Here is a 25,535-nt window from a genome sequence, read left to right on the forward strand (position 1 = left end):
CATCACGAATGCTTGAAAGGAGAACACCATGTCAATTCAGCTACCAAAGGCAATCGCCACCTATTTCGCAGCAGATAGAGAGGGTAATGCCGCGGATATTGCCAATTGTTTCCTCGATACCGCCTTTGTCCGGGACGAGGGCCACACCTATCTCGGCCGCGACGAAATCCGTCGATGGAAGGAGGAGGCGTCAACGAAATACCAATACACCGCCACGCCATTCAACGTCACAACGGATGGCGCCCGCACCGTGGTCACCAGCCACCTCAGCGGCAATTTTCCAGGCAGCCCTGTCGATCTGCGTTACGCCTTTGTGCTAAGTGGCGACCTGATCGAGCAACTGGAGATCACGCTGTAGTCGGTTCGTTGCAGCGTGTTGCAACAGATTATCGCTTTGTCAGACCAAGACGGTGCTGCGCTACCGCATCGGCGAGCCGTTTACGGATTTCGAGAAAAAACGCCTCGGGGACCATTCCGTAGTCCACTCGTGACGGATCTTCAGGACGCGGGCGTAATTCCGGACCGGGCCATTCGAATTCATTGACCTCTGAAACTCGCACCCAGTTCCTGTCGTTGTCCAAGCCGATCTCAGCACAAATTTCGGGTGGGATTTCGAGTGAATAGTCTTCTTGTCCAGGCTCGGGATATGAGTGCGAGATAGGCACAACCAATGTTTTGTTGGTGGCCTTTGTGTAAAGCACAATAGCACAAGGCCTCTCTTTATTGCTGGTAGAGAGGCCTTTTTGATGGTCAATGTCCCACAGATAATCGAAGCGGATCACCAAACCCGGTACAGGATCGGGATAATTCACTCTGATACTTTGCCGTATTCTGCGTTCATGATTGCGCCCAGCATATCGTCATCCATGTCTCTTGCATGAATGACACGGCGCTCCTTGCTTTTCAGGCGCTCATAATTTTCGAGCTCCTTCATGCTGATATAGGCGCCAATTGGACGACCGTGAGACGTAACCTCAACGCCGCCGGAAACCATCGCTTCGTCGCTATATTTGCCAAACTCTTTTGCGAAGGTTGTCGCGGCAACCCGAATTGCGTAAGCCATGGCCAAACTCCTTGTGTTCTCTATAAAATACGGAATTTCCGTAATTTGTCAAAGGTTGCAACAACCTCATGCCCGTGGCAGGTAATTGAAGCTCGGTGATAAACCCGGGCGCAATGCCTGCCGCATGGAGCAGATATGAAACGTTTACTCATCAGCCTGCTGACCATGGCAAGCATTCCCTTCGGTGTCGCCACCGCCAGTCCCGCGACACCCCAAGTGGACACGGTCCGGGCTTTCCACGATGCGGTTCACGAAGGCAATGTTGCCGAGGTGCGCGCCATGCTGAAAACCAATCCGGCATTGGCCACCTCTGAGGACGAATACAAGTTTCAGCCCATCCACCTGATGGACATGTATTTCGAGCCGGACATTCTCGATCTGCTGCTAACGGCCGGTGCCGATATCAACGCGGGAAATGATGAGGGCGTCACCATTTTGCATATCATAACCGATCCCGATGCCGTCAGTGCGCTGGTGGAAAAGGGCGCAGATGTTGAGGCGCGCGATGCCAATGGCTGGACACCGCTGATCATGCAGGCCAACAATCAGCAAAACGGGCCGGATGTGGTTGCAGCCCTGCTGGAAAACGGCGCAAACCCCAATGCTGAGGGTAATGGCGGCGAAACCGCCTTGTCCTTTGCGCTTGAAACCGGGGACGAGGATTTCATAAAGGTGTTGAAGGCTGGCGGCGCGACCAAATAGCGTCGCGGATTTTCAGCCAAGGGAGAGGGGCATTTACAGTGGTTTGGAATATCAGGTCGTCACGCATCACCTACAAGAACCGCTGGATGGAGGTCCGCGAGGATGAGTTCACCCGTGAGGACGGATCACCGGGCCTTTACGGTGTCGTCAGCAAGCCGGATTACGCACTGATTGTGCCGCTGGACAATGACCACATCTATCTGGTCGAGCAATACCGTTATCCGGTGTCGGGCCGTTATTGGGAGCTGCCACAGGGCAGCAGCGAGGCGGAACCGGATAAGGACCCGGCAGAGCTGGCAAAGGCCGAACTGGCGGAAGAAACCGGCCTGACGGCACAGAGCCTGCAGCATGTCGGCCATCTGTTTCAGGCCTATGGTTATTCCAGTCAGGGTTTCAACATCTTCCTTGCGACGGGTCTTACCCAAGGTAAACAAGATCTTGACCCGGAAGAACAGGGGCTGGTCTGCAAGGCCTTTTCATTGGCTGAGGTCAGGCAGATGATTGAGGCTGGCAAAATCAAGGATAATGCAACACTTGCCGCCCTCGGCCTGTTGCAGATGAAGGGCCTGTTGTCTTTCGCTCCTTGAATACACCACGCGCTGATTGGCGCTGCTGCCTGGCGTCTACGGGCGGTGACAATACCGCCTTTCATGCTATCAATGTGTCATAACAACCGCTTGGCGCTTGGGAGGCATCCATGGCAACCAGTCCTGTAAAAGGTCCCGCATCCTACTTTCCATCCATCGAGGCCAAATACGGCCGGCCGATTGCCGAGTGGAAAGAGCTGATCCGCAGCCAGGGGGCCAAGAAACATATGGAACTGGTCAACTGGCTGAAACAGGAACATGGCATGGGCCACGGCCACGCCAATGCGCTGGTGGCAGATACGCTGCGCGAACAGTGATTGCCGGCCGCTCAAGATCGGCCTCACGTCCCCTGTTTTGTTTGTTCGCGGGAACATTGCAAAGTGCGCATTTTTGGAAGCTTTAAGTCGGATTGGCTGCCATAGCACAATAGCTTGGTTAGTGAGCCCGTACGCGACTTGATTCCGCTGTTGCAGAGCGTGTCATAAAGCTACATTTAACACTTATGGTTGATTCGATATGTCTAATCCGTGCCAGTGGAATGCCGTTAGGTGTCGACAGGGAAATATAAGCTCAGAGAATCATGCACGTTAAAGAAGCAACAGCACGTCTAAATGAGATTCGTGTGCAAGTGGTAGCGCAATGGCTTGGAATCTCGAACCTTCCTGAATTCGGATCTGCTCGGTGTCCGTTCCCGGACCATCCTGATAAAAAACCTTTCTTTGCAATCCAACGAGGCGGTTTGCGATGGAAGTGTTACGCTTGTAATCGCCATGGCGGAACAATAGATTTTGTCGCTACATATCTAAACACTGATTTTAAACAGGCTCGAAAGTGGCTTGATGATCGAGTGGGGAATCCTCGCGTAGCTGCTCCATCTAATAGGATTGTTCAGCAGGTTGTTGCAAAAAGCCCTGCGACGAACACTTTGGACGACCTCGAACTTTATAATGCGTTACTTGAAAAATGCCCTTTGAGGAATTCGGGGCGCAGTTATCTCGAGTCTCGGGGATTTACCAATGAGACAATTTCTCATTTTCGAGTAGGCCAAATACCAGATGATAATCTTCTCTCGAATTTGCTTGAAGAGTTTGGTTTTGAGCGACTAGAAGCTGCTGGCCTTCTCACCAAAAAATCTACTCAACTAAACAGCCGGCTAACCATTCGTCCAGGTTATTTGATGTTTCCGATAATCAAGGGCGAGGATGTGGTTTCTGTACAGGGAAGACAAGTCGGCCCATCTGACGGGACTTCTAAGTACATCTACCTGACGGGCAGAAAGCCAAAAACGTACAATCTAGATGTTCTTGAAACTGATGCCCGCGACATTTGTATATGCGAAGGAATTCCCGACACAATGTCTGCCCACCAACTTGGCTTTAAGGCGATTGGTTTGCTTGGGATATCCAACAATTTGAGCTCGAACGAAATCGCCAAATTAAAAGGGCGACGCGTTAAGCTTCTGTTGGACTGGGATGAGAAAGGCGAGTCTAAAGCACGGAGTCTACGTTCTGAATTAGCATCGCACGGAATAGTTTGTGAGCGGAAATCAAGGCCTCATCCGCAAGTAAAAGATTTAAATGAATTCTTGATGCTACGGAGCAGCAATGACGCTTCTTGATGATTTATGCTCTCTGGATAACTTAAACTACGCATGGCGCAAAGCAAAGGTACTCTTCAATCGGGCAGATGGGTATGTCGATAATGGCGAGATAACAGCTTTTGAGCTCAACCTTGCCAATGAACTTTTGAACATCCAACATGGATTTCGCGCCCTATCGTATGCTCTGAGTCCGTTGCGTCCTCTTCCTAGGCCCAAAAAGCTGGAAAATGGAAAAGCTCTAGATCGCCAATATTTTCATGTTCCTGTACGAGATCAGGTCGCTTGGATTGCGATGACAAATATCCTCGGCCCCCGGCTTGATCCTTTGATGCCTGCCTGGAGTTATGGCAATCGCATTTATCGTACAGCTTGGTTTGGGACCGTAGAAGGTCGCCAGTCGAAGAAATTGGAAATTGGTCCTTATCGCCATGCGAGCGGCCATCTTTACCGCAGGTTCCAGCACAGTTGGCCGTTGTTCCGTCGCCATATAGTTAGGACTGCGCGTCTCATGGCTGGTATTCGCTCTGAAGGGCCGACGATAACGGAGGAAGATCAGGCTGAAGAGAAAGCCTTCTTTGTTGGCCAAGCTGATAACCTTGCATATTTTAAACCTAATTTTTGGCGAAAACCGAAAAGTCCCCGCAGGCAAGAATTACATCACGCCTCAATAGATCTGGAGAAGTTTTTTCCCAGTATTAGCCGAACTGCAATCGTTGCAGCGTTGACCTCGATTTTACCAGAAACTGACAGACATAATTTCCATATACTTCTGTCGAAAATGTTGGATTTCACTGTTAGCATTGAAGATATTCCACCCGATATCATTGCTCGCGTTGAGCCGCTGTTTTCTGATTTTTGTGGCGACAACGGTATCCCAACAGGTTTGTTCGTCGCTGGCTTTTTAGCAAACGCAGTGTTTTTGCCAATCGATCAGGAGGTTGAAAAACGCCTCGGTAAAAAACGGCGGATTGCACATTTCCGTTACGTCGATGACCACACGATAATTGCGTATGACTTCGATGACTTGTGTGACTGGATCCGCGAATATTGTGATCTGATACGTACGTCAGGGATTGGTGTTGACGTAAACAAAGAAAAGTTCGATCCAAAATCTCTTGGGGCGTATCTCAGTTTTTTGGAAAACAACACACCCGAGCAGCAACGTGAAATGCAAGATCTGCGTACAGAAGCGCTCAACGATACTCGTATAGACGGCACCAATCCTACGAAGTTGTTAACGAAAACTCTTGGTCAGGTTTCTGCCGTTGCTGCCGGCAACGTCCACATTATGGATGACGATGATCTCAAAGACAGATTGAAGCTTCTGGAATGGTTGCTGCTCGCGGACATTCCGGACAGAGAGATCCGACCGGATACGCGAGCCGCATTTGCCGCTGGGCAGATTGCAACGCTTGTTCCGTTAATTGCGCAAAGCGGTGATGGTATTGTTGATAAGGCTCGAGAAATAGCGGAGCTTGAACGAGAGTTACGTTCGCTGCGCAAGTTGGGGGTCCCTGACAATAAGCTCAAGATGACGACTGCTAAAATGAAGGCTGCGCAAAAAGAGCTCAAGAAAAAAGAAACCGACCAAGAGAAGCATGAAAAGGCACAATACAGCCATTGCTTTGATCTCCTGATGCGCGCCTTTAAGGAATTCCCCGGCAAGCCACGGCTGTTTTACAGGCTGTGTCATTACTGCTTGTTGACGGGGCATCCAGGTTTAAACGACATAGCTAGTTGGATTGTCGAACAGCGCCGAGAGCATGTCGTGTGGGCAGATTACTACGCGGGACTTGGCTTGCAAATTTTGGCGACAAATTTGTTCCGGGCTTCATCGATACTCGAAAATCCCAATGCACTTCGCTCTGATCAAGACGCAGCCAGAGCGCACATAGAAGATATCACCAGATTAGACGAGAAGGCGTTCGTTGTTCCTGGCGAGCGAGCTGCTTGGTTTCATAAAGTAGGAGAACGTGAGCTCTATGTGTCACTGATCTCAGTTGCGGCTCAATACGCCAAATCGGATGAAAGTACCCTTGTAAAAAAGCTTAACGACACTGCTACGCGATTGAATAGCCGATCTAATTGGGAAATCTCCACAGCGTCTTGGCGAGATAGGACGGAATGGTCCGCTGGCGTTTGGGCCGAATGGGCAGAAAAACAACTAAGTGTTGATGGAAAACCATCTGCTGCAAGAAGCGAGATGTTTGTATCACATCTGGTTGCTCATGAACCTTACGACGTGCTGGCCATGAGGCGTTATCCAGAATTGTTGCCGCATGACTGGTGGCAGGGATATCTGTCGATGCCTAGCGGCTCTATCCCATTTGATGACGCTGGCTGGTGGCGCGATGTCCTTTCAGGAAGAAGCAATTGGCGCGAGGATGCGAAAACTTCGCATCATGAAGCTATCAGGTCAGCCGCAAACTCTTTGAGTATCGCAGTCGATGAAGACCCTTCGAGGCAGGTGAATTCGTCCACTTTGCTGGATTGGTTGCAACATGTTAGCGGACTCTCAAAGTTTGATCCAAGAAGAAGCGAGTGGACCGCACTTCAAATCCTGAAAGGTGTTTTGGAGACAAGTAACGGAGACCTGTTCGCTAGTTCAGATTATCTCGACCGTCTTCATCCAGCAAATGTATTGATACCCAAAAGTTGGTTTGAAAATTTTCCTGTTACACCGAGTTGGGAAAGCTGGCGGGAGGTTGCTCGTGCGCAGAAAGCGAAAATTCGTGATCAAGAATCAAGTGTTGCCGACTATAGGTTCGCGCCATCGACTGCAGATACTAAAACCGATAGTTGGTTGGGGCAGCGTGTTGGTTTAGGGCGAATTTTATTAGGCCTCCTACAACTCGACTTCAACGGGCCTCGGATTTGGAACATACGCGGCAATGAACACGCTTATCCGTTAGCAAGGCGTTCTGCATATGAGAGGCTTTCGATATCTTCTCAGACATTGCTCATACTGGAGGGGTGTTTGTCAGCGCGTAGCAAAGAAAATTTTCAATTAACTGCGCAACCTGGACTGTTCGGTACGGATCATCCGCTTAAATTGTTCGATATTGATTTTGATGCACCACAACTGGACGGCCCCGATGCCGTTGTTGAAAGCATTATCAGGGCACAAACTGCACTTGTACTTAATCAAATTGCAGTTTCTGGAAATCAGCCACGACAGCTTATACCGTTTAGAATCGAAGATTTTGCTGTTGGAGAATTTAGTACTCATCAAGGAGACGGCGATGCTGAATGACAATCTCATTGTTGGTGTAATTCAGACATCTCTCGATGCAGACGTTGCTTGGGATAAAAATGAATCCTGGAAAAATGCCGTAAAAATTTCGAAGAACGAGGAAGCAAGGGCAAAGAAAGAGATACGTCACTATTTCTCGGCATTGCGGGGATTGGATAAAAAACCTGACGTAGTTCTTCTGCCGGAATTGGCAGTTCCAGCAGGGTATGAATCTAAGCTGGAGAAGATCGCCGAGGATTTGCAGTGTATCGTTATCGCAGGCCTTGATTACAATATAACCACAACAACACCGCCTACAGTGTCCAATGAAGCGATCGTCATTGTTCCTCGTATATTGAGAGGCACAAAAATTGCTGCCCAAACTGCGAAACGCCGTGTGGGTAAAACGTACGCGGCTCCTGGGGAGAGAAGTAAACTCAACAAAATTGCACAGCCAGTTGAGTTCCAACCTCTACCAACTGTTTGGTTGTTCGAGAGCGCTACCCTTGGTAATTTTGGAGTAGCAGTTTGCTACGATTTCCTTGATCTCGACAGAACCGTTTTATACAGAAAAAAAATCCAAACACTTTTTATACTTGCGTATAATCAAGACATTAACACATTCGATCATGTAGCTGAGTCAATCGCTAGAACGGTATTTTGCAATGTCGTCGTATGCAACTGTGGGCACTTCGGTGGCTCGATGGCGGTTGCGCCATTCAGAGAACCATTTAGAAGGACTGTATATCGTCACTCCGGAAACAAGTTGGCAAATGTACAAGTAGTAGAGCTGCCTCTTAAGGATCTCGCCGACCACCACAACAACCAAGGACCCGATGGGTTGTTCAAAAGTCTGCCTCCCGGTTTCGACGCTCTCGAACATTTGAACGAAAGAACTCAAGCTATATGAGCTTGAGTGTTTTTCTAGCGGATGGCGGCTGAAAACCTGCCACCACCTTACCTCCATCCCCTGAAAATGCTTTAAAGCCCCATGACCAAACCCACGCCTGGACAGACAGAACAACTCACCCACGCTCTTGAGCGGTTTACGCGTCGTTTCAAGGTGGCCGAGGCAACGGCTGCCATGGACAATGCGTTAAGCGCGCTTGATGTGCAGACCCTGCTGTTCGTGTCGGATCATAAAGGCTGCGGCCTGGGCGATGTTGCCCGTTACCTGCAGGTACCGCTGACCACCATGTCATCGGCCGTTGACAGGCTGGTGCGCAAGGACATGGTTTTGCGCGAGCGGCCGCAGGAAAACCGCCGCGCCGTCGCATTGTCCCTGACCGAGGAGGGCGAGGGCGCAGTTGCCGGTTATATCGCCGGTTACGGTGCCACCTGTCACGCCATGCTGGAGGCGCTGGACCCGACCGAACGGGACGAATTTGTGCGGCTGACGCAGAAAATATCAAAATCCGAATATTGAATAATACGAAATTCGTAGTATTTATCTGATCGATGAAACGATCAGGGATTTTACGATGAGCGATTTAAACCGCATCGCGCTGATAACCGGTGCCAACAAAGGCATTGGCCTTGCCATTGCCCGCCAGCTGGGCGCGCAGGGGCATTCCGTCTGGCTGGGCTGCCGCGATCTTGCGCGCGGAGAAGCTGCCGCCGATCAGCTGCGTGCTGAAGGCATCAAGGCGCAGGCCGTGCAGCTGGATGTGACAGATGATGTTAGTGTCGCCAGTGCCGTTGCCACGCTGTCCCACCACACGGACCGGCTGGATGTGCTGGTCAACAATGCCGGTGTGATGTTCGCTCCGCCGCCATCTTTGGCTGAAGAAAGTCTCGATGAGGTCAGGCAGATGTTCGACACCAACGTGTTTGGTGTGCTGCGGGTCACGCAGGCGTTTCTGCGTCTGTTGCGCAAATCCAACGCCGCGCGTGTGGTGATGATGAGCAGTGGTCTGGCCTCGATCAATGACGCCATGGACATGCGCAGCGAAACCTGGACAGTCGGTTTTGGCGGTTATTGCAGTTCCAAAACCGCGCTCAACATGCTGACCGTCAAACTGGCGAAAGAGCTGGATCGTGATGGCATCAAGGTCAATGCGGTTGATCCCGGCCTGACCTCGACAGACATGACCGGAAACGGCCCCGGCCATTCGGTTGATGTCGGCGCACGCCCCGCTGTCGCGCTGGCCACAATCCATGCCTATGGCCCAACCGGCGGCTTTTTTGCCTGCGGGCCATCAGGTGAGCTCATCCAAAAAAGCTGGTAGTCGGCTCGGGACAAGGGGAGGCGTCGACACTGCCGCCTTCCTCTAAAACTTTAGCTGGGTCAAACGTCAGCAGGTCGTAAGACGCTACATCCTCGAAGCCCAGTTTTTTGTAGATCGGGTATCCGCTGCTGCTGGCCTGCAGTGTTGCCACATCAAGGCCAAGTTCACGTCCTGCCATGCAGGCCGCATGGGTCAAAGCCGTGCCGATGCCACGGCAACGATGGCTCTTCTTCGTCGAGACAAGGTAGATGCCCGCAATCCCTTCATGCACGAAAAGCTCCGATGTTCCAACGATTTCCCCGTCAGAGAATGCGGCAAAGCGCGTCAACTGGCCCGGCGCGTCAGAGCGGTATTGCTCCACCCGCAGCATGGTGGCGATATCTTCTTTTCGAGCACCCACAGACTCGCTGTAACTTTGAACCCAGGGGAAAAGAGCAGCACCTTCCTGCAACCGCACGATCGTCCAGTGGGGTGAGGGTATTGGCATGGGGGCGAGTTTTTGTAGCTGAATTGCCATCACCGGCAATGTTGCGCTCAGTTTTGCACCGGCATTGATTACGTCTTCAGCGGCGGTTGGGTAGCTGTCCGGACCAACCCACCACACAGATGGCAGGTCGCTGAGTTGCGAGACGACCTCACGGATCTCTTCAGCGCTCGCCGCGCTCATGTGGATGACGCCGTTAAGCTGATGGTGCGGCACACCGGTGCGGTAAACGGCAATAGGTCCATCAGAGTGTGGAGCCTGCGAATAATTCAGCCAGTATTGCCGACAATTGGCCAGCATCGCTGCCACGTCATATTGGTTTTGATGTGTTTTTAAAGCATGTGTCATCTTAAAGCCCATCGCTGCGTGATGAGGCATCTGGCACCATCGTCGTTGCGGGGCGGTATCAAAACGCCGTCGTCGGGTTTCAAATGCAACCTCGCAGCACTTGCCCGCATTTGTCGGCGACGCGTGCTCGGGCGGGAGATACCAAACCGCCGCGACACCACCGTTTCCGCAAACCCCGTCAAGACAGGTTGTGTCCTCGGTCAAAATTCTTATCCTCGTGCCCAAGCCCCCAAGTTCGTGACCATGTCGAGGGTATCCGATGCAGGCAACAGATGCTGACTACGCCGATGTCGTGGAGTGGCGACGAGACCTTCACGCCCATCCGGAATTGCAGTTTGACGTTCACCGCACGGCGGCTTTTGTGGCACAAAAGCTCACCGAATTCGGCTGTGATGAGGTCGTCACGGGCATTGGCAAAACTGGCGTGGTTGGCGTCATCAAGGGGCAAAAACAGGTCAGTGGCCGGGTCATTGGCCTGCGGGCCGATATGGATGCCCTGCCGATAGAGGAAGAAACCGGCGCGCCATGGGCCTCCAAAACCAAAGGTGTCATGCATGCCTGCGGGCATGATGGCCACACCGCTATGTTGCTGGGCGCGGCGCGTGAACTGGCACGCAGCCGCGCTTTAGATGGTACCGCCGTGGTCATTTTCCAACCAGCGGAAGAGGGCGGTGGTGGTGGCAGGGCCATGGTGGAGGATGGCCTGATGGACCGCTTCGCCATTGATGAAATCTATGCCATGCACACCGAACCCGGCTTGCCCATTGGCCAGTTCATGACGGCAAGCGGACCCTTGGCCGCTTCCGCCGACGGGTTTCGCATTCGCATTGATGGCAAGGGCGCGCATGGCGCATCACCCCATGTCAGTGTGGATCCGCTGGTGGTTGGCGCCAACATTTTGCTGGCGTTGCAAACCATCGTGTCGCGCAATGTGCATCCGCGCCAGTGCGCGGTGGTCACGGTGGGCTGGATGGCCGGCGGTAAGGCGGGCAATGTCATTCCGCAAACCGCTGAAATGGGCGGCACGACAAGAACCTTTGACCCCGCCACCCGCGACCTCATGGAAAAGCGTATAACCGACATCGCCACCCATGTGGCAACTGCCTATGGCGCAACGGCAACCGTCACCTACAAACACATGTTTCCGCCGGTGGTAAACCATGGCAAAAAAACCGCTTTTGCCGTTGATGTCGCCAGGTCACTGGTCGGTGAAGCCAATGTCAATGGCACCATGGAGCCATTGATGGGCTCGGAAGATTTCGCCTTCATGCTGGAGGCTCGCCCCGGCAACATCATGCTGATTGGCAATGGCGACGGCCCGTCAGTCCATGAAGCGGGCTATGATTTCAACGATGCCGCCATTCCCTTTGGCATCGCTTACTTCAAGGCGCTGGTGGAGCGCGGACTGCCGCTGGTGTGAGCCCAATGCTCCAAAAGCGTACCGGATAGGCCGAGCGGCTCCGCCTGTCTGGACCAACCCACCACACAGATGGCAGGTCGCTGAGTTGCGAGACGACCTCACGGATAGCGCCAGCGCTCCCCGCGCTCATGTGGATGACGCCGTTGAGCTGATGGTGCGGCATGGCGGCAGGCTGCTAAGGGGCTGACTGCGAAATTGCCAGCATTCTTCCCGTTCGCACGAGTTTACTTGATATTTACAGGAACCGTGTTATCACAACTTTCACGAGTGGATACCCGTGCAGACCATTGGGCACCAGGGGCGGTCAGTATGAGCTATCAAGACGTCATAGGCCTGCTGAATACGAGCATGTCTGCACTATTTTGCGCATCTATGCTCGTGCTGTGGCGCCAACACCGACACCTTACCTATATTCGGATCTTCGTTCTTTCATACGGGATAAGAGCTCTCTGTTTCGGTATATTTTATTTTGCTTTTGCGCTGGAGGATCCGGTGCTGAGGCTGATGGCCAACGTGTTTTTGATGTTATCAATGATATTGTTGTCTATTGGACTGTCCAACCGAAGCGGGCAACGCCCTCACTATCTCATCCTGTTGTGTATCGCCGCAATTGCGTTGGGCGCGCTCTATTACCATCAGTTTGTAGAGCAAAGCCTGCTATTACGGGTTATTTACCTAAATAGCGGTCTCGCTGCGGTCGGTCTTGTGATGCTGCTTGATCTTGCGAAGATCCCGGATCGCACGCCGGTCGAGCACGTGCTGATTGGCTTGATAAGCATTTCGTGTGTCGGCTTCCTTCTTCGTCCATTGTTTTTGCTCGCTTCAGCGAGCGCGGAGGGCGGATTCGAAGGAGCGTATTGGCTGGTTGTCTCGATCTCGGATGCTCTGATCTCCGCGATGACAGCGGTAGGGATTTTCGCGGTGATCGCGAGTGACGTGATGGAAAGAATCAAGTCCGATGCACAGATCGATGCCTTGTCGGCATTATTGAATCGTCGCGGATTTGAAGAGCGAGCCATCAAGGCATTGAGGCGGCAGACCACTGATGCTCGCGTCACGATGATCATGAGCGACCTCGATCACTTCAAATCGATCAATGACCGCTTCGGACATAGCAGCGGTGACAGGGTCATTCGAGCGTTCTCCGACGTTCTCAAGGATAAGGCTCCTCGTGATGCGATCATCGCCCGCTTGGGCGGAGAAGAATTTGCTATAATGCTCGCGCCGGGACAGACCGCCGCTGCACCTATTTTTGCTGAGGCCGCCCGGCTCGCTTTCAAGGAATTGGCGCCCAGTATCCTTTCTAACGAATTGAGCCCAACGGCGAGCTTTGGCATCGCGGTTGCAAACAAAGGGGACAATCTGCCGACGTTAATGGATCGTGCAGATCGCGCGCTTTACCTGGCAAAAAACGAAGGGCGCGATTGTATCCGGCAAGTGGGCTAAAGCGGTTCCTAAACCTCTTCGATACCTCGCAGGAGTTCGCGCGGACTGCCGCTGGTGTCATGCCAATGCTCCAGAAGCGTGCAGGGCAGGCTGAGCAGCCCAGCCTGTCCGGTCAACTCCTGGCCTTAAACCTTCCCATGTTTTTTCACATATGCGTCGTGATATTCATCGGCCATCTTGCGCAATGACCGGCCAATTGCCGCATATTCAAACTCGTTGAGGTTGGCCAGCGAGGCGCGGCCGGATGGGTGTTGGGTGCCAAAACCTCGGCCGGGCAGAAGAACGATGCCGGTTTCATCGGCAATGCGGAACAGCAGTTCGTTGGCGGAAAACTCCTGTTTTACCCAGGCGGCAAACTCCTTGCCGTAAAGTTTGAGCGCAACCTTTTCCAGGTCGAGCAGCGTGTAATAATCAACCGCGTTTTCATCATTTGGCATCTCAATGCCCAGCTCCGCATAAAGTGCGGCCTGCCTGCGGCGTATCACACGTTTCAGCGTCGCCTTGTAACTTTCATGTTCATCCATAAGCGCAAACAGCGAAAACAGCACCATCTGCACCTGCTGCGGTGTGGAAAGCCCGGCGGTATGGTTCAGGGCCACGGTGCGGCTGTCTGCCACCAGACGATCGATGAATTTCAGCGCCGAGACATCGGTGATGATGGATGAGTAGCGTTTGTCGAGCGCGGATTTCACACCGTCGGGCAGGGCGGCAATTGCATCGTCCAGCACATTGTCATGGTGCATGGCAATGGTGCCAAGTCTCCAGCCAGTGGCACCAAAATATTTGGAGTAGGAATAGACCAGCACGGTGTTGTTGGGGCACAGCGCAAACAGCGATTGGAAGTTGTCGGCAAAGGTGCCGTAAACATCATCGGTCAGGATCATCAGATCAGGCCGGTCATGTCTGACAATGTCGGCAATCCGTTGCAGGCTGCGCGCATCCAGCTTTACCGATGGCGGGTTACTAGGATTGGAGCAGAAGAAAATCTTGATATCAGGGTCTTTCAGCTTGTCCAGCTCGGCATCGGAATATTGCCAGCCCGCATCCGGGTCGGCATTGATCGCCACTTCCTCAAGCCCGTAGGTCTCCAGTTCGGGAATTTCGATATAGGGCGTGAATACAGGCATGCCGATGGCCACCTTGTCGCCCTTCGTCAAAAGGTGGTTTTTCTTCAGCGTGTCAAAAACATAGGTCATGGCCGCCGTGCCGCCCTCGGTGGCAAACACGTCCACATCCTTGGCCGAGATAAGGCCTGCCGCCATTTCTTTCATCAGATATTGGCAGACGATCGTCTCACTGATGCGCAACATGCGCGGTGGCACCGGGTAATTGCAGCCCAGAATGCCCTCGACCATTTCATGCAGAAAATCAGAGGCTGAAAGCCCTAGCTGGTCGCGCACGTAGCTGATGGCGCGGCGCAGAAAATCCACGCCTTCCTGGTCGCGGTTGTCGGCAATGTAACGTTCAAACCGCGCCTCAATGCCCTCAATGCGCGGCAGGCCGCCCACACCCTGCTGCATGTAGGAGAATGACAGCTCGGATTCGGTTGCCGCAAACAGTCCCAACCGGAAAAACGCGCGGCGCGGCAGCGTGGCAAGAAAGTTCGGGTTGCCCCGTCCGGCATTCAGCATAACCATGCCGGCCTTGCCGGATGCCAGCTTGATAAGCTCGTCTTTCAGTTCAAACGGGCTGAGTTTGGTAAACTGCTTGTAATCGGTCATGACGTCTCTCCGAGGAATTATACGAACGCGACGATCAGCGGCCCCAGCAATGTCAGGAAAACATTGGCCAGGGCATAGGTAATGGCGAAGGGCGTGGTGGGAACAGAGTTTCCGGCCTTGTCGAGAATTTCACCAAAGGCGGGGTTTGCACTGCGCGAGCCGGACAGCGCACCGGCAAACATGGCAACATTGTCATAGCGCAGCACATATCGGCCAACCAGCATGGTAATGATCAGCGGCAGTATGGTCACAATCACCCCTGCCACAAAAATCGACAGGCCGCTTTGCAGGATTGTGCTGACGGCCTGCTGGCCGGATTGCAGGCCAACCACCGCCACGAAACCGGCAAGGCCAAGGTCACGCAGCAGCGTGGAGGCCGAGGTCGGCAGGTTGCCAAGCGTCATGTGCCGGCTTCGGTACCAGCCAAACACCAGGCCGGAAAGCAGCGCGCCACCGCCAGAGCCAAGTGTCAGCGGAATGGAGCCGATGCGCACCACGGCAAGGCCAATCAGCAGGCCAAGCGCCACACCAAGCCCGTGAAACACAAAGTCGGTCTTGTCGCTGGGTATGATTTCCGGGCCAACCCGTGTGGCCAGCCGTTGCAGATCTTCCTGCACACCGTGCACGGTCACAATGTCACCGGCCTTGATCACCGTGTCATTGGCAAGTTGCTGTTTGCTGCCGCCGCGTGTCACGGCCAGCACGTAAATGCCATGGCGCAACTCGCCGCTGGCGCTCAATATCTGCGCCACGGTGTGGTCGACAAATTCCTTGCCCTGCACAACGATGTCGCGGGTGGTCACCACCAGTTCCATGCCTTCGCCGCTGGCAACCTCGCTGCCCAGCCGGCCTTCAAGCCCAACAACGCCAGTGCGCCGCCCGACAATCAGCACCAGATCACCAGATTGAAGTGTGGTCGCGGCATCGATACCAATTATCTTGCCATCGCGCTTTATGCGCTCGATGGTCACGGTACCGCCGGCGCCAAGCGCTTCCGCTTCGGTCACCGTTTTGCCGGCTGCCGCCTCTATCTGGTACACGCGGCCAACAAGGTCGGGCAGGGCAGGCGCTTCGCCAACGTCGTAAACCCGCGCACCCCGCAGCATTTCCGCTTCGGCTTTCATGGCATCGTCGCGAATGCCGCGTTTCATGAACCAGGGCAGAAAGTTGACGCAGACAATGATCGCGCCGAACGAGCCAAAAATATAGGTCACCGCGTAACCAATGGCGACATTGGCTTGCAGGCGCTGCGACTCATCTGCAGCAAGGCCAAGTTTTTCAATAGCTGAACCAGCCGTGCCAATGACGGCAGATTGGGTAAGCCCACCCGCCGCAATGCCGGCCGCCAAACCCTTGTCCAGCCCCATGACTTTTGCCAGCACAACCACGGTCACCAGACCGCTGATTGCCAGCACTGCCGCCATGATGATTTCACGGATGGAGTGTCGCCCAAGCGAACGAAAGAACTGCGGTCCGCTTTCAAAACCAACCGCGTAAATGAACAGCGCAAACAGCACGGCCTTGATGCCATTGTCTATCTGCACGCCAAATTGGCTAATCAGCACCGCGGCCAGTAAAGAGCCGGCAACACCACCAAGCTGGAATTTTCCAAACTGGAATTTCCCCACCCAATATCCAAGGGCGAGAGACAGGAACAAGGCAATTTCAGGAGAATGGCGGAAGATATCTGCGATGAAGGACATGTGCTTTCCTTCTTGTGGCATGAGGTGGAGTAATGCTCGACAAACGCAATCAGGTCATAACTAGGCAAAGAATTTCAGTTTTGTCTAGGTGCGGCGTTCAAAAATTTCCCGACAAGGTTGCTGTAATCACCTTTCAAGACGGTGGAATGACATCAGGAGATCAGCGACATGCCGCTGCCGGTTCAAACTTGAATGCGCTTGATCGCGGTTGCGTGTCCTTCACTATTTTACTGCTTTGGCGCGAATATTAGGGGAGTGTTAAGCATGTTTCTTCATTGTTTGATAAATGTCATTTCCCTCGTGCCCCCTGGGTCACCATGCAAAAGCGCCACGCCTTCCGCACTCTTCGACCGTCCTGTCACCGTCTGCTTTTGTCCACTGCGCCGCTCGTTCTGGCCTTTGCGGCCAGTCCGGTCTCTGCGCAGGATGTCTATTGGAATGGCGGTGCTGGCAATAATGACTGGTTCGATGCCGGCAATTGGGATTTAGGTGCTGTGCCTGACACATCAACGGATGTGTATCTGCCTGTGGGCAATGTCAGCCTGTCGGGGGCTGCGCTCGCCAATAATGTCACCGTGGAAGCGGGAGCGACATTAACGGTCACGGGCGCCGGGGTGCTGGACAGTAACGGCCGCATCACCCTGAATGACGGTAGCCTGATCATCGAGAACGGCGGTCAGGTGTCGGATACGTCACCCATCATTGGCAGCTCTGATGCCGGTGCAGTGACTGTATCTGGTGCCACCTCCAGCTGGACCAGTTCAGGGCAATTCACTGTCGGCAGTTACGCCACTGGCACATTGAGAATTGAAGATGGTGCAACCGTATCAAGCCAGCAGGGCTATGTTGGCGCCGGTCCCGTTGGTGTCGGAAGTGTAACCGTCACAGGTGCCGGGTCCAGCTGGTCCATCGGCGACTATAATCTCAACCTGGGCAATTACGGTCTGGGTGACATGACCATTGAAGATGGCGCAAGCGTTTACGTGCGCGATGGTGTCTGGCTTGGCATTTCCTCGGCGACCGCGGTTGGCACCATGGATATCAACGGCACGGCGGGCGCGCGCGGCGTACTGGAAACCAATTTTATTCGTGGCGGCCTGGGAACAGCCAATGTCACAGTCGATGGCGGCATCATCAGGGCCATCGAAAACAAGACTGAGTTTTTTGTCGATTTTGACGCTCAGCAGGTGCTGCTGGGCAGCAATGGCGGTTTCTTTGATACCAATGGTTATAATATCGGCATTGATCCGGAAATAACCGGGGCTGGTACATTGATCAAACAGGGCGTAGGCACCCTGACACTCAGAGGCACGAACACCTATAGCGGCGACACCACCATTACTGGTGGCACGCTGAAGCTGGGTGCTGGCGGCACCACTGGCAGCATCGTGGGCGACGTTGCCAATGATGGCATTCTGGCTTTTGACCGTTCTGACGTGGTGACGTTCGGCGGCACCATCACCGGCTCCGGCGGTGTGCGGCAAGTCGGCTCCGGCCAGACCATTCTCACCGCCAACAATTCAGCCTTGCTTGGAACATCAGGCGTTTACGCCGGCATATTGTCGGTCAACAACACGCTGGGCGGCAGCATGGAAGTTCGCGGCGGGCGTTTACAGGGCATAGGGCAGGTGGGCACCACCACCAACTTTGCCGGCGGCACCATTGCGCCGGGCAACTCCATCGGCACCCTCACGATCGCGGGGGACTATATCGGCAGTGGCGGCACGCTGGAAATTGAAACCGTGCTGGGCGACGATGCCTCCGCCACCGACCAGTTGATTGTAACCGGCAACACGTCTGGCACCACCAATGTGCGGGTCATCAATTTTGGTGGCACCGGCGACCAGACGGTGGAAGGCATCAAGGTCATCGATGTCGGCGGCGTGTCCGCCGGTGATTTCTCACTGCTCGGCAGTTATGTCTTTGAGGGTGATCAGGCCGTGGTCGCGGGCGCTTATGCTTACCGGCTGTATCAGGGTGGCGCCAGCACCCCGCTAGATGGTGATTGGTATCTGCGCTCAGCCCTGTTGTCGTCAGGCACGCCGCTTTATCAGGCTGGCGCACCGGTTTACGAAGCCTATTCATCGGTGCTGCAACGGTTTAATACGCTGGACACGCTGCAACAGCGTGTGGGCAGCCGCGTCTGGGGCAGCCGTGATACAAATGCCGGGCAGGGTTCTGATGCTGGTGATTACGGCATCTGGGGCCGCATTGTCGGCCAGCATGACCGCCTGTCACCGCATTCCTCCACCACATCAACCGATTATACGGTTGATACCTGGCAATTGCAGGCCGGTACCGACATGGAACTCATGTCCTCAAGCGGTGGCAATCTGGTTGGCGGCTTGTCCCTGCGTTACGGCACCATTGATGGTGACATCACGTCGCCCTATGGCAACGGCGCCATCAGCAGCAGTGGCTACGGCCTTGGCAGCACGCTGACCTGGTACGGCAATGGCGGTTTTTACGTCGATGGTCAGGTCAACCTCACCTGGTTTGACAGTGACCTCAATTCCACCACTGCAGCCACCCGGCTTGCCTCAGGCAATAATGGTTTCGGCTACGCGCTGGGCGTTGAGGCAGGCCAGCAGATTGCCATCAGCCCCGGCTGGAGCCTGACCCCGCAGGCCCAGCTCAGCTTTTCCGGCCTGAGCTACCGCGACTTTACCGACGCCTTTGGCGCGAAGGTGTCTCTGGGCAGGGACAATGACCTGAAACTACGCCTTGGCCTGTCAACGGATTATGAAAACAGCTGGATGGGTGAGGCCGGCACCCGCAACCGCCTGCAGGTCTATGGCATTGCCAATCTCTATTATGACCTGTCGCCCGACGCCAGAACAGACGTGGCCGGCGTTGCATTGCGCAATTCGCAGGAACGTCTGTGGGGCGGCCTTGGCCTTGGCGGCACCTATGCCTGGGACAATGAAAAATATGCCGTTCACGGGCAGGCGGGCATCAACACCAGTCTGGCCGATCTCTCCGGCAATACCAGCCTCAGCGGCACGCTTGGGTTCACCGCGAGATTCTAGGAGCTAGACGTCAGGTCATCTACGGCAGCGCAAACCGGTTGCGCTGTCTTTACGCCTCGATGCCATCCAGCCACTGCCGCATCACTGTTACAAGTTCATCCGGCGCTTCCAGCGGTATCATGTGGCCGGTCTTTTCTATCACCTGAAAGCTGGAGCCGGTGATGCCGTCATGCAGTTCTTCCACCTCGGCACGGCTGCGCAGCTTGTCCTGCTCACCTGCTAAAATCAGGCAGGGACGGTTGATATCGGCCAGAAAATGGCGCTCATCCACCCGCTCCAACAGCGATTGCCGGCGAAACACATCGCTGCCCAGCCGCTCGCCCATGGCCTGAATGCGGGTGATCAGGTCTTGCCGTCCGGCATTGTCTGGGTGCAGGGAAGAGGCGACGGCCGCCGTGCTCAGGCCCTTGAAGGAAACACTGTCCGGCTTGTTTGCCACAGCTTCCTTCCGCTGGCGTTGCACCTCCGTGTCACCACGCGCAGACGTGGCAATCAGCACCAGCGCTTTAACCCGCTCAGGTGCTTGCCGCACAATTTCGCGGGCCACATAACCGCCCATCGAAAACCCGACGAGATGGAATGTCTCCGGCGCCTCAGCCAGCACGCGGCTGGCCATATCCTTGATCGTGCCGTCCTGAAAAAGATCGGCATGCACAAATGGCCCGAATTCATCAAGACCCGGCGTCACATCGCGCCACAGGTCTGCATCCAGCATGAAACCGGGAATCAGAAGCATCGACATATCTTGTCCATCGTCATTTTATGGTTGCTCCAGAGTTGGCGCAACGCAGATCAGTTAGCGCAACGCAGATGAGTTGGCTACTGATGCCCCGTAATAGGCGCAAATATTGCGATTGTCATCGATATGACTATCCTTGAGCGCTTCGAAGTTCAGCAAACACCGCCACTCCGCACGTGACAAGGGATAGGTGGCAATACAGACAGGATGAGGTTTCGCGTGGCGCAGAATATTTATGACAATCCGGCCTTTTTTGCCGGTTACAGCCAGCTTCCGCGTCAGGTGCATGGGCTGGATGGCGCGCCGGAATGGCCGGCCATCCGTGCCATGCTGCCGCCACTTGCCGGCAAACATGTGGTGGATCTCGGCTGCGGTTTTGGCTGGGCATCTCGCTGGATGGCCGGACAGGGTGCCGCCAGTGTTCTGGGGCTTGATCTCTCGGAAAACATGATCAACCGCGCCAGACAGGACACGTCCGAAAGCGCGATCACCTACGACATAACCGACCTTGAAACGCTGGAATTGCCGAAGGCGCAGTTCGATCTTGCCTATAGCGCACTGGCCTTTCATTACGTCAGGGATTTTGCCCGGCTTGTCCGCATGGTGCACGCAGCCCTTAAACCCGGTGGCGACTTCGTGTTCACGATAGAACATCCCATCTTTATGGCGGCCGCCCATCCACACTGGATTGAAGATGAGGACGGCCGCAAAACCTGGCCGGTTAATGGTTACTCGGTGGAGGGAGAGCGCCGCACAGACTGGTTCGCCAAGGGCGTGGTCAAATATCACCGCACCGTCGCCACCACGCTCAACAGCCTGATCACCGCAGGTTTCACCATCCGTGAGATCAAGGAATTTTACCCGACGGCTGAACAGATCGCGGAGGTTCCAGCCCTTGCGGAAGAGCTGGAACGGCCAATGATGCTGCTGGTATCAGCGTACCGCGCCTGAACGGGTGGCGGTGCGGCACTCAAACCGTGCCAAACATCAGCGAGCGATGCACACCGGCACCTGCCAGATTGCCATCACCCACTGCCAGCGCCACCGACGCCATGGGCCGTGCGGCATCACCGCAGGCAAACACGCCGGGCAGGGAGGTTTCTTTCATCACGTCGGTCTTGATGGTCGCACCCAGCGGACCTTGCTCCATCTCAAGCCCCAGATCATGGGCGATGGGGCTCGCCAGCTCAAACGGCGCCATGGCAAACAGACCGGCGAAGGAAAGCACCCGGCCATCGGCTAGGTTTATGTCGACATGGCCGGTAATGGCGGAAATCGGGCAGCGTTCCAGCGTTGTTCCACGCGCTGTCAGCGCCGCCAGCTGTTCGGCATTAGGGGTAAAGGCATCGTTCAGCAGCAGCGTTGTTGGCCCCCAATCCGGCAGCATCAGCGCGTGGTGCATGGACAGTTCGGACCCTGCAATGACGCCAATCGGCCCCTGGTTCAACTCATAACCGTGGCAATAGGGGCAGTGAAACACCGCTTTGCCCCAGCGCTCGGCAAGACCCTCTATGGCTGGCAGCAAATCCTTGACGCCGGTGGCCAGCAACAGGCGGCGAGACTGGTGGCGTGCACCCTTGGCCAACACTTCAAAACCCGCATCCGTGCTGCTTGTCTCCAATTTCTGCGCGCTGTCGGCACGGGCCGAAAGCCAGGTGATTGTCGGGTAGTTCAAAACCTGCTCGCGTGCCTTGGCGGCAATCACAGCCGGGTCGACGCCATCCTGCGTGATGAAACCATGTGAGTGGGCGGCAAAACGGTTGCGCCGGAGGCCTTCATCAATAATCAGCACCTTGCGCCGCGCGCGGCCCAACTGAATGGCGGCGGAAAGGCCGGCATAGCTGCCGCCAATGATGATAACGTCGTACATTGTGTCAGTCATGGAATACCTCATCAATCTTTCGTCGCAACATAAGTATCGTGATATTGAGAAGTCAATAGTCATGATACATTTGATGTGACGAATTGATGATGGGAAGTTGTCGTTGCAGCGGGTGGGGTCTGAAATTCCCGTCAGGGCTGTATTTATTGGCTTCCTAATATCATCGGGATTGTGCAAATAGACTTGAGGGACGCGAACCGGGAGCGATGTAATCATGGCAGAAATACCCATCCGCAGTTTTGGCGTGGCCGTTGTTGTGCTGCGTGAAGTCGGCGCGGAAACACAAGTGTTGCTACTGCGCCGTAACCACACCCTGGTTGGGGAGTGGTGCCAGATTGCCGGCGGCATCGAAGACGGTGAAAAGGCCTGGCAAACGGCACTGCGCGAGGTGAAGGAAGAAACCGGGCTTTCCTGCACACGGCTTTATTCCGCCGATATCTGCGAACAGTTTTATGAGGCGGACCGCGACGCCATCACGCTGGCACCGGTGTTCGTCGGCTATGTGGATGCGACGGCTGAAGTCGTGCTGAACGAAGAACACAGCGCGTTCTGCTGGACCACGTTTTCAAGCGCCGTCGATATGGTGCCCTTTGCCGGCCAGCGCCACGTGTTGCGCCATGTCGAAGCCGAATTTATGCAGCGCCAGCCCGTCAAACTCCTTCTGCTGTTTGAAATGTCGCATTGAGTGCTCTGACAGGCTCAACGAAACAAAAACATGAGGGTATGATGCCAGCAACATATCGCGTGCCAGAGACTTTCAACACCGAACGTTTCATTGTTCGCAAAGCGCTCGTATCGGACGCCGTGTCCGTGCATCAGGGCTGGGCGACCGACCGGGAGGTAACACGGTATCTGGCATGGAAACCGCATTCCAGCATGGAGCAAACGATAACCTTTTTGGAAGGTGCGGAGCGTGCGTGGCAGGTGGGCACAAGTTTCCCGTTGCTGATTGCCCGGCACACTGCACCAGATGAGATTATTGGAACGGTGGAACCGCGCAGCCATCAGGCGCGGGTGTCCTATGGCTGGATTACCAGGCGTGACCATTGGGGGCAGGGCGTTGCCAGCGAGGTTGTTCGCTGGCTGGTTGATCATGCGCTGGCACACCCGGCAATTTTCCGCACCGAGGCGATGTGCGATGTCGAAAACATTGCTTCGTCGCGGGTCATGGAAAAGGCTGGCATGACCCGTGAAGCGGTGTTGCGCCGTTACATTCTTCATCCCAATGTCTCGCCTGAGCCAAGAGACGCATTTCTGTATTGCAAAGTTCGATAGACGCGATTTGAGGAGATCATGGCGTGACGGCGGTAACGCAACACTTCATTGAAAGGCACGATGGCGCGCGTGTTGAGCTGTTCCTGTCTTCGCCGCCTGCCAAAACAAATGGTGCCATCCTCTTTGTGCATGGCAATCAGGGCGGGCTGTTGCTGGGCGGCAAGGAATTCGCCGATAACGGCTCGCTTATCCGTTTCTCCTCGCGTCTTGGCATTACGGCCGCTGCGGTCTCGCAGCCGGGGTTTGGCGCATCTGACGGGCCAGCGGATTTCTGCGGCCCAGCCACCCAGCACGCGATCATCGCGGCACTGGCGTTTCTGGAGCAGCAACCAATGGTCGATCCTGACCGCATCGTGCTTTATGGCAACAGCCGTGGTGCCGTCGCATCGGCCATGGTCGCCACGAAAATTCAAACCTTGAGGGCGCTTATCCTGTCGAGTGGCGTTTACGACCTGCGAGACGCCTATGAACGCAGCTCAAGAGGCTTGCAGCAGACCATCAAGACTGAGAGTGGCGCCACTGACCGCGCCTTTTCGGACCGCTCGGCGCTGCATCACGCGCAGCGGATCACGGCCGAGACCTTGCTGCTGCATGGTGTCGATGATGACCGTGCCCCCGTCGATCAAGCGGAACGATTTTCAGCGACCCTTGCAGAGGCCGGTGTGCCGGTCAGCCTGCATAGATTGGATGCGGGACATCGCTTGGCTGGCGAGCTAGTCATGCCGATCCTCAAGGGTTTCCTGACACGGATATTCAGGCCGGCTGTGACACTTCATTAACGCCTGGTCGCACATCTTTCGGGCCAAAATACCCATGCAACGAGGACGGCACTCTGGTTGCAAACAAGTGTTGTCTTGTGCTTCACGCTTGCGGGCGTTATCGTTGCGCTGCCAATGTTAAGTGAATGGAATCAAGAGAAAAAACGTGAATCGTATTTCAGTGTTATTGATAACCGGCCTCAGCCTGACCCTCACAAGTTGCGGTTTCACCCGTGCATCAGAGCGTGGCCATGCCCGTGAAGTCAGCAAGATCAATGCGGTTGGCGTCAGCCTCGATACTGCACGCGAAATGGCTGTCAAAAAGGGATTTCTGTGTGATCAGAGCGTTGACAGGGGCCGTACCGTGGTGAGTGATGGCGTGACCAGAAAAACCGACATTCTGTCCTGCCACAAAAAATCTCTCGAGCTTATCTGCCCGCAGCGCAGATATGTGATTTTTAACGCTTATCCAGCAACCGGCAAGGTCTACCGTGTCGGCAACCGCATAACCGAGCATTCCTGCTTTTAAGCAGCGTCTCCATGTGGTGATATTGGTTTGGGCCCCGCGTGATTATGCGTATTGCTTCACATAAATCTCGGGATCAAAATCAACCCGCTTTGCATTGCCATCCGGTGTTTTGAGGATAAGTTCAACACCACCGCCAATCGAATGCATGTAACGCACGATAGAGGAAATCAGCACATCGTCAGCACTCTCGATTTTCGAGATCGTGTTCTGTGTCATGGCGGCGCGTACGGCAACATCCTGCTGGGTTGCATTCATGGCTTTGCGCACTTCCGCCAGAGCCTTGCCCAGACGCCGTGTTTCGCGTTTTTCATCAAGACGTGCACGAACATCTTGCGGCAGTTCGGCGCGCAGTGTTTTCCAGTCAGTGCTCATCTTTTTTCTCCTTCAGCCACGAATTGAAACGCTGGTCTGCTTTGCCGATCAACTGTTTGTAAAACAGTTCCTGGCTCTTGCCTTGTTTAGCCGCCCCGCACAGAATAATGGCAGCCTGATCAGGATCGAAGGCAAAGGCAAAACGCCAGACCTGCTTGCCAAATCTTACGCGGATCTCTTTCATAATGGCATGACCGGACCCGGAAAGCGTATCCACCTCAGGACGACCAAGAAACGGGCCATCATCTTCAAGGTGGTCCAAAACCTCGCCAACCAGTTCTTTAAGTCCCATTTCTAAGGCCTTCCATTCTGGAACGAACTCACGATGGAACTTCACGTCATAGGACATTATCGACCTCAGAAATATATCTTCAAAGATATAAAGTCAAGATTTCGCAAAACATAACTCAACGCTAT

26 protein-coding genes are annotated in these 25,535 nt (G+C 54.5%); 17 read left to right on the forward strand and 9 right to left on the reverse strand.

Features of this window, described 5'->3' with window-relative positions; translation table 11 throughout:
• The first annotated feature begins 28 nt into the window (after nucleotides 1–28).
• Nucleotides 29–358 (forward strand): nuclear transport factor 2 family protein, encoded by a 330-nt coding sequence (locus ACZ5FM_RS06985; protein WP_192491335.1) that lies wholly within the window; start codon nucleotides 29–31, stop codon nucleotides 356–358.
• A gap of 28 nt (nucleotides 359–386) precedes the next feature.
• On the opposite strand, the gene ACZ5FM_RS06990 is transcribed toward ACZ5FM_RS06985, so the two are convergent.
• Entirely contained in the window at nucleotides 387–812 is a 426-nt protein-coding gene (locus tag ACZ5FM_RS06990) for a hypothetical protein (RefSeq protein WP_464040130.1), read from the reverse strand.
• Nucleotides 809–1,063, reverse strand: a complete 255-nt coding sequence (locus ACZ5FM_RS06995) for a type II toxin-antitoxin system Phd/YefM family antitoxin (RefSeq protein ID WP_464040131.1) — start codon at nucleotides 1,061–1,063, stop codon at nucleotides 809–811. The genes ACZ5FM_RS06990 and ACZ5FM_RS06995 overlap by 4 nt, the downstream gene beginning before the upstream one ends.
• A gap of 135 nt (nucleotides 1,064–1,198) precedes the next feature.
• On the opposite strand from ACZ5FM_RS06995, the gene ACZ5FM_RS07000 reads away from it, so the two are divergent.
• The 8 genes from ACZ5FM_RS07000 (at nucleotide 1,199) to ACZ5FM_RS07035 (ending at nucleotide 9,412) form a co-directional block, all read left to right on the forward strand.
• A complete protein-coding gene (locus ACZ5FM_RS07000) occupies nucleotides 1,199–1,765 on the forward strand; it encodes an ankyrin repeat domain-containing protein (RefSeq protein ID WP_464040132.1) in 567 nt (188 codons plus the stop codon).
• A gap of 38 nt (nucleotides 1,766–1,803) precedes the next feature.
• Nucleotides 1,804–2,352: an NUDIX domain-containing protein gene (locus ACZ5FM_RS07005; protein ID WP_464040133.1), complete on the forward strand. Its 549-nt coding sequence runs from the start codon at nucleotides 1,804–1,806 to the stop codon at nucleotides 2,350–2,352.
• Nucleotides 2,353–2,462: 110 nt separating this feature from the next.
• On the forward strand, nucleotides 2,463–2,669 hold the full coding sequence (locus ACZ5FM_RS07010) for a DUF4287 domain-containing protein (RefSeq protein WP_312944217.1): 207 nt from the start codon (nucleotides 2,463–2,465) through the stop codon (nucleotides 2,667–2,669).
• A 263-nt stretch (nucleotides 2,670–2,932) separates the two neighbouring features.
• Entirely contained in the window at nucleotides 2,933–3,970 is a 1,038-nt protein-coding gene (locus ACZ5FM_RS07015; protein ID WP_464040134.1) for a toprim domain-containing protein, read from the forward strand.
• The gene (locus ACZ5FM_RS07020; protein WP_464040135.1) at nucleotides 3,957–7,205 is read left to right on the forward strand and encodes an RNA-directed DNA polymerase; all 3,249 of its coding nucleotides are present in this window, start codon (nucleotides 3,957–3,959) and stop codon (nucleotides 7,203–7,205) included. Before ACZ5FM_RS07015 ends, ACZ5FM_RS07020 begins: the two co-directional genes overlap by 14 nt.
• Nucleotides 7,195–8,094, forward strand: a complete 900-nt coding sequence (locus tag ACZ5FM_RS07025) for a carbon-nitrogen hydrolase family protein (RefSeq protein ID WP_250982507.1) — start codon at nucleotides 7,195–7,197, stop codon at nucleotides 8,092–8,094. The genes ACZ5FM_RS07020 and ACZ5FM_RS07025 overlap by 11 nt, the downstream gene beginning before the upstream one ends.
• An 81-nt stretch (nucleotides 8,095–8,175) precedes the next feature.
• Nucleotides 8,176–8,610, forward strand: coding sequence for a MarR family winged helix-turn-helix transcriptional regulator (locus tag ACZ5FM_RS07030; RefSeq protein ID WP_464040136.1), 435 nt, complete (start codon nucleotides 8,176–8,178; stop codon nucleotides 8,608–8,610).
• Nucleotides 8,611–8,665: 55 nt separating this feature from the next.
• Nucleotides 8,666–9,412 carry an SDR family oxidoreductase gene (locus tag ACZ5FM_RS07035; protein ID WP_464040137.1) on the forward strand — a complete coding sequence of 249 codons (747 nt, stop codon included), beginning with the start codon at nucleotides 8,666–8,668 and terminating at the stop codon, nucleotides 9,410–9,412.
• On the opposite strand, the gene ACZ5FM_RS07040 is transcribed toward ACZ5FM_RS07035, so the two are convergent.
• Complete coding sequence (locus ACZ5FM_RS07040) at nucleotides 9,393–10,448, reverse strand: GNAT family N-acetyltransferase (protein ID WP_464040138.1); 1,056 nt, start codon at nucleotides 10,446–10,448, stop codon at nucleotides 9,393–9,395. The two genes, ACZ5FM_RS07035 and ACZ5FM_RS07040, sit on opposite strands and share 20 nt — an antisense overlap.
• A 55-nt stretch (nucleotides 10,449–10,503) precedes the next feature.
• On the opposite strand from ACZ5FM_RS07040, the gene ACZ5FM_RS07045 reads away from it, so the two are divergent.
• Nucleotides 10,504–11,664 (forward strand): M20 aminoacylase family protein, encoded by a 1,161-nt coding sequence (locus ACZ5FM_RS07045; RefSeq protein ID WP_464040139.1) that lies wholly within the window; start codon nucleotides 10,504–10,506, stop codon nucleotides 11,662–11,664.
• Between the two features lie 309 nt (nucleotides 11,665–11,973).
• On the forward strand, nucleotides 11,974–13,110 hold the full coding sequence (locus ACZ5FM_RS07050; RefSeq protein ID WP_464040140.1) for a GGDEF domain-containing protein: 1,137 nt from the start codon (nucleotides 11,974–11,976) through the stop codon (nucleotides 13,108–13,110).
• A 125-nt stretch (nucleotides 13,111–13,235) separates the two neighbouring features.
• Here ACZ5FM_RS07050 and ACZ5FM_RS07055 read toward each other — a convergent pair whose 3' ends face one another.
• Nucleotides 13,236–14,831, reverse strand: a complete 1,596-nt coding sequence (locus tag ACZ5FM_RS07055) for a bifunctional aspartate transaminase/aspartate 4-decarboxylase (RefSeq protein ID WP_464040141.1) — start codon at nucleotides 14,829–14,831, stop codon at nucleotides 13,236–13,238.
• 17 nt (nucleotides 14,832–14,848) lie between these two features.
• Nucleotides 14,849–16,534, reverse strand: coding sequence for an aspartate-alanine antiporter (aspT, locus tag ACZ5FM_RS07060; protein WP_464040142.1), 1,686 nt, complete (start codon nucleotides 16,532–16,534; stop codon nucleotides 14,849–14,851).
• A 317-nt stretch (nucleotides 16,535–16,851) separates the two neighbouring features.
• Between aspT and ACZ5FM_RS07065 the strand changes: the two genes are divergently transcribed.
• Nucleotides 16,852–19,563 carry an autotransporter family protein gene (locus ACZ5FM_RS07065; RefSeq protein WP_464040143.1) on the forward strand — a complete coding sequence of 904 codons (2,712 nt, stop codon included), beginning with the start codon at nucleotides 16,852–16,854 and terminating at the stop codon, nucleotides 19,561–19,563.
• A gap of 49 nt (nucleotides 19,564–19,612) precedes the next feature.
• On the opposite strand, the gene ACZ5FM_RS07070 is transcribed toward ACZ5FM_RS07065, so the two are convergent.
• Nucleotides 19,613–20,305 (reverse strand): alpha/beta fold hydrolase, encoded by a 693-nt coding sequence (locus ACZ5FM_RS07070; protein WP_464040144.1) that lies wholly within the window; start codon nucleotides 20,303–20,305, stop codon nucleotides 19,613–19,615.
• Between the two features lie 216 nt (nucleotides 20,306–20,521).
• Here ACZ5FM_RS07070 and ACZ5FM_RS07075 point away from each other — a divergent pair, with 216 nt between their 5' ends.
• Nucleotides 20,522–21,253 (forward strand): class I SAM-dependent methyltransferase, encoded by a 732-nt coding sequence (locus ACZ5FM_RS07075; protein ID WP_464040145.1) that lies wholly within the window; start codon nucleotides 20,522–20,524, stop codon nucleotides 21,251–21,253.
• 19 nt (nucleotides 21,254–21,272) lie between these two features.
• Here the strand turns inward: ACZ5FM_RS07075 and ACZ5FM_RS07080 are convergent, their stop codons facing one another.
• Nucleotides 21,273–22,184: an NAD(P)/FAD-dependent oxidoreductase gene (locus ACZ5FM_RS07080; protein WP_464040146.1), complete on the reverse strand. Its 912-nt coding sequence runs from the start codon at nucleotides 22,182–22,184 to the stop codon at nucleotides 21,273–21,275.
• 214 nt (nucleotides 22,185–22,398) lie between these two features.
• Here ACZ5FM_RS07080 and ACZ5FM_RS07085 point away from each other — a divergent pair, with 214 nt between their 5' ends.
• The 4 genes from ACZ5FM_RS07085 (at nucleotide 22,399) to ACZ5FM_RS07100 (ending at nucleotide 24,746) form a co-directional block, all read left to right on the forward strand.
• Nucleotides 22,399–22,869 (forward strand): NUDIX hydrolase, encoded by a 471-nt coding sequence (locus ACZ5FM_RS07085; RefSeq protein ID WP_464040147.1) that lies wholly within the window; start codon nucleotides 22,399–22,401, stop codon nucleotides 22,867–22,869.
• Between the two features lie 38 nt (nucleotides 22,870–22,907).
• A complete protein-coding gene (locus ACZ5FM_RS07090) occupies nucleotides 22,908–23,459 on the forward strand; it encodes a GNAT family N-acetyltransferase (protein WP_464040148.1) in 552 nt (183 codons plus the stop codon).
• A 23-nt stretch (nucleotides 23,460–23,482) separates the two neighbouring features.
• A complete protein-coding gene (locus tag ACZ5FM_RS07095) occupies nucleotides 23,483–24,238 on the forward strand; it encodes an alpha/beta hydrolase family protein (RefSeq protein ID WP_464040149.1) in 756 nt (251 codons plus the stop codon).
• A 145-nt stretch (nucleotides 24,239–24,383) separates the two neighbouring features.
• Nucleotides 24,384–24,746 carry a hypothetical protein gene (locus tag ACZ5FM_RS07100; protein ID WP_250982492.1) on the forward strand — a complete coding sequence of 121 codons (363 nt, stop codon included), beginning with the start codon at nucleotides 24,384–24,386 and terminating at the stop codon, nucleotides 24,744–24,746.
• Between the two features lie 42 nt (nucleotides 24,747–24,788).
• Here ACZ5FM_RS07100 and ACZ5FM_RS07105 read toward each other — a convergent pair whose 3' ends face one another.
• Nucleotides 24,789–25,118 (reverse strand): helix-turn-helix domain-containing protein, encoded by a 330-nt coding sequence (locus tag ACZ5FM_RS07105; protein ID WP_275641142.1) that lies wholly within the window; start codon nucleotides 25,116–25,118, stop codon nucleotides 24,789–24,791.
• A complete protein-coding gene (locus ACZ5FM_RS07110; RefSeq protein ID WP_464040150.1) occupies nucleotides 25,108–25,467 on the reverse strand; it encodes a type II toxin-antitoxin system RelE/ParE family toxin in 360 nt (119 codons plus the stop codon). The genes ACZ5FM_RS07105 and ACZ5FM_RS07110 overlap by 11 nt, the downstream gene beginning before the upstream one ends.
• Nucleotides 25,468–25,535 lie beyond the last annotated feature (68 nt).

It is taken from the genome of Agrobacterium sp. 5Ca50 (assembly GCF_055381905.1).

What these genes read in the sequence shown, in the direction of transcription:
- aspT (WP_464040142.1), bottom strand. Translation starts at nt 16,534, where the DNA reads ATGTCCTTCATCGCAGATATCTTCCGCCATTCTCCTGAAATTGCCTTG.
- ACZ5FM_RS07035 (WP_464040137.1), top strand. Translation starts at nt 8,666, where the DNA reads ATGAGCGATTTAAACCGCATCGCGCTGATAACCGGTGCCAACAAAGGC.
- ACZ5FM_RS07105 (WP_275641142.1), bottom strand. Translation starts at nt 25,118, where the DNA reads ATGAGCACTGACTGGAAAACACTGCGCGCCGAACTGCCGCAAGATGTT.
- ACZ5FM_RS07000 (WP_464040132.1), top strand. Translation starts at nt 1,199, where the DNA reads ATGAAACGTTTACTCATCAGCCTGCTGACCATGGCAAGCATTCCCTTC.
- ACZ5FM_RS06985 (WP_192491335.1), top strand. Translation starts at nt 29, where the DNA reads ATGTCAATTCAGCTACCAAAGGCAATCGCCACCTATTTCGCAGCAGAT.
- ACZ5FM_RS07025 (WP_250982507.1), top strand. Translation starts at nt 7,195, where the DNA reads ATGCTGAATGACAATCTCATTGTTGGTGTAATTCAGACATCTCTCGAT.
- ACZ5FM_RS07085 (WP_464040147.1), top strand. Translation starts at nt 22,399, where the DNA reads ATGGCAGAAATACCCATCCGCAGTTTTGGCGTGGCCGTTGTTGTGCTG.
- ACZ5FM_RS07090 (WP_464040148.1), top strand. Translation starts at nt 22,908, where the DNA reads ATGATGCCAGCAACATATCGCGTGCCAGAGACTTTCAACACCGAACGT.
- ACZ5FM_RS07050 (WP_464040140.1), top strand. Translation starts at nt 11,974, where the DNA reads ATGAGCTATCAAGACGTCATAGGCCTGCTGAATACGAGCATGTCTGCA.
- ACZ5FM_RS07015 (WP_464040134.1), top strand. Translation starts at nt 2,933, where the DNA reads ATGCACGTTAAAGAAGCAACAGCACGTCTAAATGAGATTCGTGTGCAA.
- ACZ5FM_RS07045 (WP_464040139.1), top strand. Translation starts at nt 10,504, where the DNA reads ATGCAGGCAACAGATGCTGACTACGCCGATGTCGTGGAGTGGCGACGA.
- ACZ5FM_RS07065 (WP_464040143.1), top strand. Translation starts at nt 16,852, where the DNA reads ATGCAAAAGCGCCACGCCTTCCGCACTCTTCGACCGTCCTGTCACCGT.
- ACZ5FM_RS06995 (WP_464040131.1), bottom strand. Translation starts at nt 1,063, where the DNA reads ATGGCTTACGCAATTCGGGTTGCCGCGACAACCTTCGCAAAAGAGTTT.
- ACZ5FM_RS07080 (WP_464040146.1), bottom strand. Translation starts at nt 22,184, where the DNA reads ATGACTGACACAATGTACGACGTTATCATCATTGGCGGCAGCTATGCC.
- ACZ5FM_RS07030 (WP_464040136.1), top strand. Translation starts at nt 8,176, where the DNA reads ATGACCAAACCCACGCCTGGACAGACAGAACAACTCACCCACGCTCTT.
- ACZ5FM_RS07110 (WP_464040150.1), bottom strand. Translation starts at nt 25,467, where the DNA reads ATGTCCTATGACGTGAAGTTCCATCGTGAGTTCGTTCCAGAATGGAAG.
- ACZ5FM_RS07010 (WP_312944217.1), top strand. Translation starts at nt 2,463, where the DNA reads ATGGCAACCAGTCCTGTAAAAGGTCCCGCATCCTACTTTCCATCCATC.
- ACZ5FM_RS07020 (WP_464040135.1), top strand. Translation starts at nt 3,957, where the DNA reads ATGACGCTTCTTGATGATTTATGCTCTCTGGATAACTTAAACTACGCA.
- ACZ5FM_RS07070 (WP_464040144.1), bottom strand. Translation starts at nt 20,305, where the DNA reads ATGTCGATGCTTCTGATTCCCGGTTTCATGCTGGATGCAGACCTGTGG.
- ACZ5FM_RS07055 (WP_464040141.1), bottom strand. Translation starts at nt 14,831, where the DNA reads ATGACCGATTACAAGCAGTTTACCAAACTCAGCCCGTTTGAACTGAAA.